Genomic DNA, 13494 nt, shown 5'->3' on the forward strand with positions numbered 1-13494 from the left:
GAGCATGACGAATTGATCAACCCCTCATAAACCAAGGGTTAATCAATTTTACGAAACAAGAAATTCTTGTTTCCCTGCTCGAAATTTTAAACAACAAATAGTTGTACTTGCGGCTTTGGCATATTATTTACAATAACACGGCGTTACAGAATGAATTTTTGATAATTGCGTGAATGACTTTGACAGACGGACATACTTTTGACGGTGAGAGCCTGTCTTATATAGCACATCTTATAGATAACAAGGACATTGGTATTTGGGAGTACCACAACCAAAGCAAAGAGCTTAAATGGTCTAAGGGTTTTTATAATATGTTGGGTTATTCGCCCGGAGAAATTGAATGTTCAAACAATTATTTCTTCGATCATTTACTTTATTACCAGGATAAAGATGCATTCATCAAAGCCACTTACTCCCCAAAACATGATGGTCCACGCGTAGCTCATATCCGCCTGCTTACCAAAAACCAAGGTTACCAATGGTTTGAAAGTACAACTCATCGCCGCGACACAGGTAATGGTAATGTGATGTATGGCTTTCTCACCAACATCAACGCCATAAAACTTGCGCAGGCAAAAAGCGCCGAAAGCGAATTACAGGCTCTTGAGATAGGCCGTATTGCTAAGATAGGTTTGTGGGAGATAGACAGCCGAAGCATGGAGCTTAAATTTAGCCCGGAGGTATATGACATCTTTGAGCTGAGCAATCATATCAAATTAAGCGTTCCGGAAGCCATTGAATTCTTTTTACCACAATATCGCCCGCTGCTCGAAGATGCAGTTAACCAGGCACTAACACTCTGCAAGCCATATGATATTGAGGTTGAGTTCCGTACAGCTAAAAACAATATTATTTGGGTTAAATGCAGGGCTGTACCCGTATTAGACGAACATGGCCGCTGTATCATTTTACGTGGCACTTTCCAGGATATTGATAACATAAAACGCCGTGGGCTTACGCTGCAATCGTCCATTAACCTGCTTGACGATCAAAATAAACGACTGCAAAACTTTGCCTACATTGTATCGCACAACCTGCGGTCACATGCAGGTAACCTCAAATTTATGGTAGATCTGTTTGAGGAGAGCGACCTTCAGGAAGATCGTACAGAGATCTTTCAGCACATCAAAACCATCAGCCAAAGCCTAAGTTCAACCATGAGCCATTTGGAAGAGATAGTACGGATGCAGGCCGAGGTATCAAAAGGTACCAAGCTGGTTGAATTTCAAAAGATCTACGATAACGTAACACTGGCTTTGCAAAACAATATCGAAGCTTCGCATGCCGAAATACATGTTAATTTTAATGAAGCGCCGGCCATAAACTATGTGCCTGCTTACCTGGAAAGTATCCTGCAAAACTTTCTTACCAACGCCATAAAATACAAACACCCAAACAGGCATCCGGTAATCCATATTGCTACTTACAAAAGCGGCAACAACATCTATCTGGTTTTTGATGACAACGGTTTAGGCATCGACCTTGATCGTTATGGCGATCAGCTATTTGGGATGTACAAAACCTTCCATCAAAATTCTGATTCTAAGGGGATTGGCCTTTTTATGACGCGCAACCAAATTGAGGCACTTGGCGGTACCATTAACGTAGAAAGCACAGTTAATGTTGGCACAAAATTTACTGTTAAACTGGTATAAGTTTAAAATATTGATGAGTAGTGAAACCAAATTTGTGAGGGTAGGCATTGTTGACGACGACAAGATTTTTAGATATGGTTTTAGGAAACTGACGGAAATTAAAGGCCTTTTTAACGAAATACTCGAATTTAGCAACGGAAAAGAAGCTATAGATTATTTGAAAGACCCCAACAACAGCAATCATTTACCCGATGCCTTGTTTGTTGATATTAACATGCCCATCATGGATGGATGGGAATTTAATGATGCATTTGGGGAAATAAAATCCCAATTACCTAAATCCATCACCTTGTATAACATTAGTTCATCAATTGATATCGAAGATATTAGCAGGGCAAAAAAAAATCCGCTGGTAGCGGATTATCTTTTGAAACCTTTGGATGAAAATTACCTTGCCGAAATTGCCGGTAACCTGCAAGGTTCGGGCGATCAGGTTAATTACAACTGAGCTTATTCTACTCAATATAGCTTTCCAAAATCTTAAAGCCCGAGTTTGTTTCCAATTCTACTTTGTCGATGGTTTTCGGCAGCAGAATACAGTCACCCATTTTTACAGGATAAGCAAGATCATTGTGTTTTAGGGTGTACTCGCCCTCAACGCATACATGTATCACAAACGAATCTAAATTTGAGTAATCCTTTGTCGTTCCGTGTGTTGCATCTAAAACGTTGGTGGTAAAGTACGGGCAGCTAACCACGTGTACGGTCTCATCTTTTTGAGGCTGATATATGGTTTTATATTCATCATAGTGCTTGTAATCAATGGCTGCCAAAGCTTCCTGAGTATGCAATTCGCGTTTATTCCCTTTATCATCCACACGATCAAAATCGTAAATGCGATAGGTAATATCTGATGTTTGCTGTATCTCGGCAATCAACAAGCCTTTACCAATAGTATGCACGCGGCCGGCAGGTAAAAAGAAAACATCTCCTGCTTTCGCTTCTTCGCGGTTAAGGATATCCATAATGTGGCCGCTATTTAAAGCTTCAACATATTTTTGCTCATCCATTTCCTGGTTAAAGCCGGTGATCAATGTCGACCCTGGATCAGACTCTATAATGTACCACATCTCAGTTTTACCAAAAGAATTGTGGCGTTTTTTTGCAAGCTCATCATTAGGGTGTACCTGTACGCTCAGATCATCATTGGCGTCAATAAATTTTATCAGCAACGGGAACGTGTTACCAAAATGCTTATACACCTTCTCGCCCACCAGCTCAGCCTGGTACTGTTCCAGCAGATCGGCCAGGGATTGGCCTTTCAGCTCGCCGCTGTCAACCACAGATACGTCAGACTTAACGCCTGATATTTCCCAGGTTTCACCGCAGTTTGGCAGGTCGCCGATATTCTTATGTAAATAGGTTTCAATTTTATGGCCGCCCCATATTTTATCTTTAAAAATGGTTTTAAATTTTAGCGGGTATAATGGAGTTGACATGGCAGTGTTGTTATTTGGCGGCTAAGTTAACAGAGTTTGATGAATAACCACAAATGATATACGTTATTAATACGAGGATGTTTTAGTTAAAAAATGTTAAGTATTTAATAGTCGGCTTTAACATATTTACATTAGTGCAAACCATAACCGTATGCTGTACAACTACATAACAATTGCCTGGCGTAACCTTTCAAAAAATAAGCTCTTTTCGTTCATCAACATCTTTGGCTTATCTGTAGGTATAGCCTTTACCATGTTGATTGCTGCTTATGTTTGGCACGAGTGGAGCGTAAACCATGATCTGCGGAATGCCGACAACCAATACATTATACAAAGCGAATGGAAAGACCCATCATTGGGTTATGAACTTACGGCACTGGCTGACATGCCGAAAGCGCTTAAAGAACAATATCCTAACCTGGTAGCCAACTATTACCATTGGGATGGAGTAAGCTCTACGGTATCAAAGGGCGACCTGCATTTCCGCGAAAGTTTGCAGGTTGGCGATAGTACCTTTTTAAGCATGTACGGCTTTAAAATGTTGCACGGTGACGCAGGTACTGCACTTAACCAGCCTTTTACTGCGGTTATTACCGAACAAACGGCTGTTAAATACTTCGGCACAACGGATGCTGTTGGCCAAACCTTAAGTATTGAGAACTTCAAAGGAAGCAAGCATGATTTTATGATAACCGGGGTGATGGCAAAGTTTGCCAAAAACTCTGTAACCAATGTGATCGAGACCAGCAACAGTTCAATATTCCTGCCGGCCTCAGCAGCCAAATTTATGGGCCGCAGCCTGGACGGCTGGAACAATACTGCATTGGTTGGTTTGATAGAACTCAAAAACGGTATAAAGCCCAAAGACCTTGATGGGCCAATGCGCAGCCTGATCAAGAAAAATGCACCGGAAAACATCGCGGCCAACCTAACGCCGAAAATTGTACCGCTAAAATCTTTTTATCTCGAGTTTGGGAATGGCGTTGTTAAGAAAATGCTTTTCACGCTATCATTTATCGCGCTGTTCATCCTGCTGATGGCGGTTATCAATTTTGTGAATATCTGCATTAGCCGGTCATCGCAAAGGATGAAAGAAATGGGCATACGCAAGGTTTTGGGTGGTTTACGCAAACAATTGATATGGCAGTTCTTAACAGAGTCGATAGTGCTGGTACTCATCGCCACTGTTTTAGCATTTGGTATCTATGTATTGGCAAAACCTTATTTCGCTAATATATTGGCTACAGATATAGGCGGCCTTTTCTCTTTCCCGCTGTATTCCTATTTCATTATGATAATTTTTGCCCTCCTGATCGGATTGGTAGCAGGCATCTACCCTGCCCTTGTACTATCAGCACTTAAATCGGTTGATTCGCTCAAAGGGAAACTTAACCAGGTAAAAGACAATGCTTATTTCCGCAAAGGGCTAATCGCCTTTCAATTCACTACAGCCTGCGTGGTATTAATATCTGCTATCGTTATATCTAAGCAGATCTCATTATTCTTTGGAAAAAACCTGGGATTTGATAAAGATTACGTAGTGTACGCACAGGTGCCACGAGATTGGTCGAAACCCGGCGTACAAAAGATGGAGGACATTCGCAGGCGACTTGCTGAGCTGCCACAGATAAAAAGTGTAAGCCTTTCATGGGAAATACCGGACGGTGGTGCCAGCGGTGGCGTACAAGCGTATAAAACTACTGATAACCCCAACCAGGCATTTAATGCAACGACATTACTTACCGACAATACGTATGCGGAAACTTATAGCCTATCAATGAAAGCCGGTAAGTTTTTTAAGCCGCAGTACATTCAAGCAGATTCGAACCTGGTGGTGATAAACGAAGCGCAATCAAAAGCTTTAGGCTTCGGCTCACCTGCCGAGGCAGTTGGCAAGCAGTTTAACAGCGTGGGAATGAATGCGCCGATGACCATTAGCGGCGTGACCGGTGACTTTATATTCGGCGGTATGGGCAGCAAAACCGGGCCTATCACATTCATGAATGTGAACGGTACGCCTTTTTACAGGTATTTTTCTATCAAGCTTCGCCCCGGCAATATGGAGCAAAACCTTGCAGCCGTGCAGAAGAAATGGGCCGAAGTAATGCCCGGCGCACCCTTTGAATATAACTTTATAGATGATATGCTGGCAAAAATGTATAAAACCGAACTGCAGCTTAAAAAGGCATCGTACCTGGCAACAGGCCTGGCTATCATCATTGTGCTGCTTGGTGTACTGGGATTAATATCGCTTAGTATCCAAAAGCGTACAAAAGAAATTGGGGTGCGTAAAGTATTGGGGGCAACCGAGAAAGATGTAGTAATACTATTCCTCAAAGATTTTACCGCAACAATTGTTTTTTCTGTTGTGCTGGCTTGCCCGCTGGCCTATTGGTTAATGCATACCTGGCTTAACGGCTACGCTTATAAAGTAGCGTTAACGCCGCAGCCTTTTGTAATAGCATTTGTAGCATTATTAGCGTTAACATCTGTATTGATAAGCTTGCAAACTGTTAAGGCGGCACTTGCCAATCCTATAAAAAGCTTACGAACGGAATAGCGCGGCTGCCTTCAAAGATTATGACGTTTTCTTGTTTATCTGCGGATGCCAAAACTTCAATTTGAGATAAAATACCGCTATACTTGTAGTACTTTATCTGCTACCTATGAATGAAGTAACCCTGGCCGAACTAAAAGCCGTACCCGCCCTGCAAGAAGTACCAGACGACCAACTACAATGGATGCTGGATAACGGCCAAACCGTAGAAATAAAGGTTGGTGAACGCATTTTTGAGAAAGGGCAATCGCTTGATAAAACCTATGTGCTGATAGAAGGCCGCATCCGCATTTGGGCCGACCAAAACGGCAAAGTACGGGAGATAACCGTTATACAACCCAATACGGTTACGGGCTACCTTCCATTCAGTCGCGGACAAAAAACGCCCGGCTATAGCGAAGCCATACGCGATTGCCGTATCCTGCTGATCCCAAAAACAAAAATTCAGGAAGGCATCAAATTAAATTACGAGCTTACGGAAGCACTGGTACATGCTATGACCAGCCGCGTTCGTGATTTCACTTCGCTGCAGCAGCAAAACGAAAAAATGTTTGCCTTGGGCAAACTATCTGCAGGTTTGGCTCACGAGCTTAATAATCCGGCATCGGCAATTACCCGCGGCGCATCGGCATTACAATGCCAGGTGCAGCACCTGCCTGCACTTTTTAAAGATGTTGCCGCTATCAACATGCTGCCTGAGAAGATCGACAGCGTTAATAACCTGCTCATCAGTAAAACAGATGGCGCAGACAGGCCGATACTCACCATGATGGAACGTGCTGATAAGGAAGATGAATTGACCGATTGGCTGCTTGATCACAATATTAAAGACCTTGATATTGCTGAGAATTTTGTGGAGTTCGGTTTCGGCGTATCCGATCTGGAACATCTGAACAGTTGTACGCCATCGCCAAAGCTGGATGTGGTTTTGGCCTGGATGAACAACTATTTGCTGCAGGAAAAAATGGTGGCTGATATACGTGATGCTTCACACCGTATCTCAGAGTTGGTGAGCTCGGTGAAAACCTTTACCCACATGGACAGGGACACCGACCGCCAGTGGTTAGATATCCACGCAGGTATCCGTAACACCCTTACCATGCTAAACTACAAGTTACGCAAGGCAAAAATTGAGATTAAGGAAGATTTTGATACAACGCTACCTCAAGTTAAGGCCCTTGCAGGTGAACTCAACCAGGTTTGGACCAACCTGATAGATAATTCGATTGATGCGCTGGAAGGTCGCGAAGGTGGCCAGCTGGAAATACGTACCAAAAAGGATGGCGAGTTTGTTTGCGTTTATATCAAAGATAACGGGCCGGGAATACCGGCAGATATCCAGTCGCAGATATTTGACCCGTTCTTTACCACTAAAGAAATGGGTAAAGGTACAGGTTTGGGGCTTGATGTAGTTACCCGGATTATTCGCCAGCATAACGGCACAGTAAAGGTAAAATCGGAGCCGGGCAATACCGAGTTTTCTGTTTGTTTTCCTATAAATGATAACTAAGCACTTACATGAGCAACCCTATTATATTTGTTATTGACGACGACCAGCAAGTGCTGCGCGCCATAAGCCGCGATCTTAAAACGCAGTACCGTGATCATTACCGGGTGCTGAGCACGGCATCGGCCAAAGAGGCGTTGGGTAGCTTGCTTGATCTTAAAAACAAGGGCGAAACTGTAGCGCTTTTCTTATCAGACCAGCGCATGCCGGAAATGGATGGAGTTGACTTTCTGTGCCAAACCATGCAGTATTTCCCCAATGCTAAACGGGTACTGTTAACCGCCTATGCCGATACTGATGCTGCCATCAAAGCCATCAACGAGGTAAAACTGGATTATTATTTAACCAAACCATGGGATCCGCCCGAAGAAAAGCTGTACCCGGTAATTACCGACCTGCTTGAAGACTGGAAGGGCGTTTACAAACCCGATTTCCACGGCATTAAAGTTGTTGGATACCAGTACTCGCCCAAATCTCATGATATCAAGGAATTCCTCTCGGGCTATCTGGTGCCTTATCAATGGCTCGATGCCAATACCGAAGAAGCTAAATCGCTCATTAAATTGAACAACCTGGAGGCTAAAGACCTGCCTGCAATTATTTGTGCCGATGGAGCAGTAATGAAGACGCCAACGGTAAAAGATATTGCCGGCAAGATAGGCTTAACGCAATCAGCCAAAAACGAACTGTACGACGTGGTGATCATAGGTGCTGGTCCCGCAGGGCTTGCAGCTTCTGTTTACGGGTCATCAGAAGGATTGAAAACATTATTGATAGAGAAAAAAGTACCGGGCGGACAGGCTGGTACAAGCTCTCGTATCGAGAACTATCTGGGGTTTCCATCGGGCCTCAGCGGTGCCGATCTTACCCGCAGGGCCATTACGCAATCATCAAGGTTTGGTACAGAGTTTTTATCGCCGCAGGCCGTTAAGGAAATTAAAACCACAGGTGCCTACAAAACCTTGGTGCTGGATGATGATACAGAAGTGATCACCAAATCCGTCATCATCACTACCGGGGTTGATTACCGCCAGTTAACGACTAAGGGCATAGATAAGTTCACCGGTGCAGGCATCTATTACGGTGCCGCCATGACAGAGGCTGCATCCTGCAAAGACAAACACGTTTATGTTGTGGGGGGCGGTAACTCTGCCGGGCAGGCAGCTATGTACCTGTCTAAATTTGCCAAAGAGGTTTTTATTTTGATCAGGAAGCCGTCACTTAACGAGACCATGTCGTCTTATCTGATCGATCAGATTGGCGGCCAACCTAACATCAAGCTGATGCCTTGTACCGAAATTACCGAGGCGATGGGGGGCGAAAACCTGCAGCAACTGAGCATTAAAGATCTTAACACCGGTGAGACCAACACAGTTGATGCCGATGCCTTATACATTTTCATCGGTGCCAAACCGTATACCGAATGGCTGTGCAACGACATACTGGTGAACAACCGAGGCTTTATTGAAACTGGTCGCGACCTGCACCTTTGCCCGGATTTCGCCAAGAAGTGGAAGAATGACCGCGACCCTTACCTGCTGGAAACAAGCTGCCCCGGCATATTCGCGGCAGGCGACGTACGCGCCGGAGCAATGAACCGTGTAGCATCCGCTGTAGGCGAAGGCTCAATGGCTATTAGTTTTGTGCATAAGTATTTGAACGAGGTGTAAGTAAAAATCTTGTCATTGCGAGGAGCATCAGCGACGTGGCAATCTCAGAGGACAAGCACATTCGATCTGCCGATTAAATTAGTTCTTCGTTAGGAATGGCTGTGGATTATTCTCGCCAGTGGATGTTACTTTCTTTTTTTCCGCAAAAAAGAAAGTAACCAAAGAAAAAACTCGCTGCTACGGTAACGCACTACAACGTTAGTGCATTGGCAATGCCTGTGCTATCCGCACGTTACACTATGCAGCATTTTTTCGGTTGCTTTGGGTTCATCGATGAAGCTCATTTTCCTCATTCTTCTTTTATTTGGTCTTCTTTTTATTGTCAGCAAAAAAGCTTCGGACGAGAGCGGACAGAACAATGATGGCATGTGAGCTTGAAAGGGCATAGCAATACTTGCCTGAAGCGTGTGGCATTAGCGAACGAAGTGGCGGCAAGATTTTGCAGCCCGTGGTTCTGCGCGCTTGCAGGGCAATGGCTTGTGCGCGAAGAAGCCTCTTTGCTGACTTGATCTTTTGCTTCTTTTGTATCAAGACAAAAGAAGTAGCCCCTGCGGCAATGAGCAGACTAACTTAAATAAACTACAAAATTAGCGTGTGAGATACCGAAACAAGTTCGGCATGACGGTTTGATAACAATAAAAGTAAAAAGGGCGCCAAGCATCGCGCCGAGCAGCCCTTAGGTATTAATCACAGTTGGTCTTAAATCTCTTTTACAGGATGTAAAACATCTTGGATTTGCTATAGCCGCCTGCAGCTACCGCCAATTCGTATTTTTCTTTTTCTTTGAGCATCTGCATCACATCACGCTCTATCGTGCGCGATATGGTAATGGTTGGTGTATCGGTAGGTTTGTTCTCAAACGGGTCCTGAAGGTTAATGGCCATGCTTTCAATCAAAAAGAAAGATGTTGCTATGGCAATTACTAATGGTATCTCGGCAACGCCAAAAAACTCTATCAAACCAAAAGGCAGCAACAACACAAATAGCAATACAGAGAAGTGAATGTAAGCTGCATACGTAGCCGGGAACACCGTATTCTTGATCCGCTCGCAGCCACCCATCTCGTTGCTGAAACGGGTAAGCGTCTCGTCCATAGCTACTTGTTGAAACTCGTTTATCCAACCTAATTTATAAGCACTGCGCATATCTGCACCCTGCAGTTCAAGAATGGCTACCGGCACGTTATCGTATTTGCTGATGTAATCGATGTCCTCTTTACTCAGGTACCTTTCAAGGTCTTGCAGCGGGTCCTGGCGGCGCAGGTTACGGCTTAGGGCAAAGCACCAGGCAACCTGCCGTTTGGCCACCCTGTCTACAAAGGCTTTTTGTTCGCCTTCCAGGAAAGGCGCATCTACAAAGGTGAGTAACTGGCGGGTAAAGCTGCGCACATCGTTCACGATAGCGCCCCAAAGCGTTCGTGCTTCCCACCAGCGGTCGTACGCCTGGTTTGATTTAAATGCCAGCAGCAGAGATATTACAGTACCAAGAATAGTTGGCACCGCAATAGGAATGGATATTCTTGTGACATGAAAGTTATGATACATGATTGCAATAAGCACCGAATACACGGTTACCAGGATCATTTCCTTTTTTATCTTGCCGAGTACGTATAGTACAGGGATATTTTCTTTTAATAACATAGGACAGACGTTTCTAAGGGTGTTACATTTCTGTTAACTCTTCCTGTGGCTCGTGCACAACTTCAGCTTCAGGTTGTTTGATATGGGCATAAGTGCGATTATCGGTACTAATGACCGGCAAGCCGCTGCGTTTAACCAGCAAAGCAGGATCAATGCTGGAGCGATGGATAGGGTTAAACTCGCCACCTTCCAGTTCTATCACCGCATCAACCTCATTAGCTTCAATAAAGGTTTTAAACATGCTAAGTGTACTGCCGTACAGGAATTCGATCTTCACGTTGTTGATCTGCTGATATTCCTTACGTAAGGCCTCCATCCGGCTAAAAAACTCGTCGCTTACCTGCTCGTACTCGCGGCTGCGGCGACTAAGCATCATCACATCGGTTATAGAATCTGAAAGTTTAAAAACATGCACGAATATGAGGTTCAGCTCCTCATCCTTAAAACGGCTGCATATAGTCGGTATACAATCTAAAGATGAAGCTTTGTAATCAGTTGGGATGAGGATCGTTTTCATAGTAGCGTGTTTTAATGAAACATCAAACTTTACTATGCAATACTACCTTGCACCCATTAGAAGGGGTTAAGACAATTCTTAGAAGCTGATTAGAATTAAAAATTTAAATTTTAATGATTTTCGCTGTAAAACTGCAATATCTGCCGGTAACTATTAGCGGACTCTAATAGCTGGTGGTAATTCATTAGAAATTTATTAGAGCGAATAGCGCGTTGACTAAGTCAAATAGTCGCTCTTGCATTGACTCACCCCGACATCGCTCGCGCTTATCGACCCTCTCTACGCAAGCGCAAAGAGGGTAAAAAAATTAACGAAATCTTTACCCTCTCTGCTGCGCAAAGAGGGTGGTTAAATGCGGCGCAGACCAATGAGCAAACTACGCCACAGGCAGGGTCACCTGTATCTCAGTACCTTCCTGCTCTTTTGAGCGTATGCCGATAGTACCATTATGCAGGCGTATGATATTTTGAGTAAGCGGCAAGCCTATGCCATAGCCATGAAAATCTGAAGTGTTTGAAGCGCGGAAGAACGGAACAAATACATAAGCCTGCTCCTCTTGTGGTATGCCTATACCCCTATCTGTTACGCTGATAACAATGCGCCCGGTGTATGACGATAACTGCACACCAACCGGACTATTGTTTGAGTATTTGCAGGCATTAGAAACAATGTTACTTAGCGCCAAACGCAACAAATTAATGTTTCCGTGTGTGTAAAGCATATCTTCATCCTCCGGGAGATTGGCAAAATCAAGATCGATAATGCTGCCAGGATTGGTTTTCTTTACCGATTCTGCTACCTGTAAAACCAATTCGTCAATACGTATACGCTGCCAGTGCTGCTTTTTGCCATCAAAGCCGGTTTGCGCAAGGCCGAGCAAGCCTTCCAATATGCCTGTAAGCTTTTCAGCCTCTTCCATAATGGTTTGTACCGATTGCCTGCCTTGTTCATTCACTTTATTGCCGCTAAGCAATAACTGTGTTTCGCCAGAAATGATGGTTAAAGGTGTACGTAACTCGTGCGATGCATTGCTTACAAAATTGTTCTGAGTTTCAAAGGCGGTCTCCAAACGGGTAAGCATGTTGTTGAAGGTGTGTACAAGCTCCGTTATCTCATCCTTTCCTTTCACTTCATCCAACCGCATGTGCAGGTTATTGGCGGTGATGTTTTTTACCCCTTTGATTATATTGCGCACAGGCTGTACGGTAAAATAAGAAAAGGCCTTGCCTGCTACATACGCCAGCACAATGAAGATAAGAAATACAAAAATGAGCACCCGTTTTAGCTGTGCTAACTCTTTAAAGCCATATGGATCACTTGCTGATACAATGACGATGTATTTGCCGCTTTCCTTCTCAAACATTCGCCCTGCGTAAAAATTATTATGGCTGATGTAACGTGCTTTTTTGCCGGATAAAACTGTGCTATAAAACTCGTTAGGTAGGCCTTCTAAACGCTTAAAACCGGGTTTGGCTGCCGAGTCGATCTTAGTGATACTTTCTGTTTCATTAGCCAGTTTTTCCAGGTACTGCTGGCGTACATGTTTATAGGCGTAAGAGTCTTTATCCGGGTCAATATTGGTTTCGGCGGCAAGATTTACGCGGGCCTCAAGGCGTTTAAAAAAATCTTCGAAATTAAATTCAGATACAAAGTAGAAGATAGAGGCGTTGAGCAACAAAAGCCCAACTGTTGATATAGCAACAAAAAGAAGCGTTATTTTAGTTTGCAGCTTCATTAGCGTTCTCCGGCTTAAACATATAGCCCATACCAAAAATGGTATGTATCAGCTTGGTATCATAGCCGTTATCCAGCTTTTTGCGTAGGTAGTTCACATACACATCCACTACGTTGGTGCCCATGTTAAAATCAATGTCCCACACGTTCTCTAAGATCTGTATGCGGGATAGCACCATGTTTTGGTTTTTAATAAAATACTCTAAAAGATGATACTCTGTGGCTGTAAGGCTTATTGGCTTATCATTACGCTTAACCACTTTTGATGTGGTATCTACCTCAAGGCCGCCTACGCTGATAACCTTATTTTGCTTACCGCCGATCTTACTTCGACGTACCAAAGTATGTATGCGGGCTTCAAGCTCCGGAAACTTAAAAGGCTTAGCCAGGTAATCATCTGCGCCTGCATTAAGGCCGGTAACTATATTTTCTGTGCTCGAAAGCGCAGTTAGCATCAGTATAGCAACAGTTTCATTCTCTTTGCGTATCTCCTTACAAACCTGTATGCCGTTCATACCCGGCAGCATAATATCCAGTAAAATAATATCAAACTGATGCGCCTTGGCCATCTCCAAACCGGTGGTACCGTCGGCGGCAACGCTAACCTCCATACCGGCTTCGGTAAGGCCGCGAACAATTAATGAGACCAGTCCGGGTTCGTCTTCAACAAGCAGTACTTTCATTTAAGTGGTTTTGAGGTATAACCCTGACCACAAAATAAAGGTTTTATACTAATAATTGAACACCACCTCCGCATAATCTTGATGAGTATTTG

Annotated in this window: 10 protein-coding genes; 5 read left to right on the top strand and 5 right to left on the bottom strand. The window is 43.9% G+C overall.

Translation table 11 applies throughout. The features are described from left to right. Positions 1–173 precede the first annotated feature (173 nt). Together INP83_RS19885 and INP83_RS19890 are read left to right on the top strand one after the other, a co-directional pair. Positions 174–1655, top strand: a complete 1482-nt coding sequence (locus INP83_RS19885) for a PAS domain-containing sensor histidine kinase (RefSeq protein ID WP_219125642.1) — start codon at positions 174–176, stop codon at positions 1653–1655. Positions 1656–1668: 13 nt separating this feature from the next. Then, entirely contained in the window at positions 1669–2103 is a 435-nt protein-coding gene (locus tag INP83_RS19890; RefSeq protein WP_219125643.1) for a response regulator transcription factor, read from the top strand. A 7-nt stretch (positions 2104–2110) separates the two neighbouring features. On the opposite strand, the gene INP83_RS19895 is transcribed toward INP83_RS19890, so the two are convergent. Continuing rightward, positions 2111–3094 (bottom strand): type I phosphomannose isomerase catalytic subunit, encoded by a 984-nt coding sequence (locus INP83_RS19895; protein ID WP_219125644.1) that lies wholly within the window; start codon positions 3092–3094, stop codon positions 2111–2113. Between the two features lie 151 nt (positions 3095–3245). On the opposite strand from INP83_RS19895, the gene INP83_RS19900 reads away from it, so the two are divergent. The 3 genes from INP83_RS19900 to INP83_RS19910 all read left to right on the top strand — a co-directional run bounded on the left by INP83_RS19900 (position 3246) and on the right by INP83_RS19910 (position 8828). Beyond that, positions 3246–5654, top strand: a complete 2409-nt coding sequence (locus INP83_RS19900; protein WP_219125645.1) for an ABC transporter permease — start codon at positions 3246–3248, stop codon at positions 5652–5654. A gap of 106 nt (positions 5655–5760) precedes the next feature. After that, positions 5761–7161, top strand: a complete 1401-nt coding sequence (locus tag INP83_RS19905) for an ATP-binding protein (RefSeq protein ID WP_219125646.1) — start codon at positions 5761–5763, stop codon at positions 7159–7161. Positions 7162–7169: 8 nt separating this feature from the next. Continuing rightward, positions 7170–8828 (top strand): response regulator, encoded by a 1659-nt coding sequence (locus INP83_RS19910; RefSeq protein ID WP_146272850.1) that lies wholly within the window; start codon positions 7170–7172, stop codon positions 8826–8828. A gap of 710 nt (positions 8829–9538) precedes the next feature. On the opposite strand, the gene INP83_RS19915 is transcribed toward INP83_RS19910, so the two are convergent. From INP83_RS19915 to INP83_RS19930, 4 genes are all read right to left on the bottom strand, one after another. Further along, entirely contained in the window at positions 9539–10468 is a 930-nt protein-coding gene (locus INP83_RS19915; protein WP_219125647.1) for a bestrophin family protein, read from the bottom strand. A 22-nt stretch (positions 10469–10490) separates the two neighbouring features. Further along, entirely contained in the window at positions 10491–10985 is a 495-nt protein-coding gene (locus tag INP83_RS19920) for a hypothetical protein (protein ID WP_146272848.1), read from the bottom strand. A gap of 376 nt (positions 10986–11361) precedes the next feature. Continuing rightward, positions 11362–12720, bottom strand: a complete 1359-nt coding sequence (locus INP83_RS19925; RefSeq protein ID WP_146272847.1) for a HAMP domain-containing sensor histidine kinase — start codon at positions 12718–12720, stop codon at positions 11362–11364. Beyond that, positions 12704–13402 carry a response regulator transcription factor gene (locus INP83_RS19930; protein WP_219125648.1) on the bottom strand — a complete coding sequence of 233 codons (699 nt, stop codon included), beginning with the start codon at positions 13400–13402 and terminating at the stop codon, positions 12704–12706. Before INP83_RS19930 ends, INP83_RS19925 begins: the two co-directional genes overlap by 17 nt. Positions 13403–13494: the final 92 nt, after the last annotated feature.

The organism is Mucilaginibacter sp. 21P (assembly GCF_019331605.1).
Taxonomy (GTDB): domain Bacteria; phylum Bacteroidota; class Bacteroidia; order Sphingobacteriales; family Sphingobacteriaceae; genus Mucilaginibacter; species Mucilaginibacter achroorhodeus.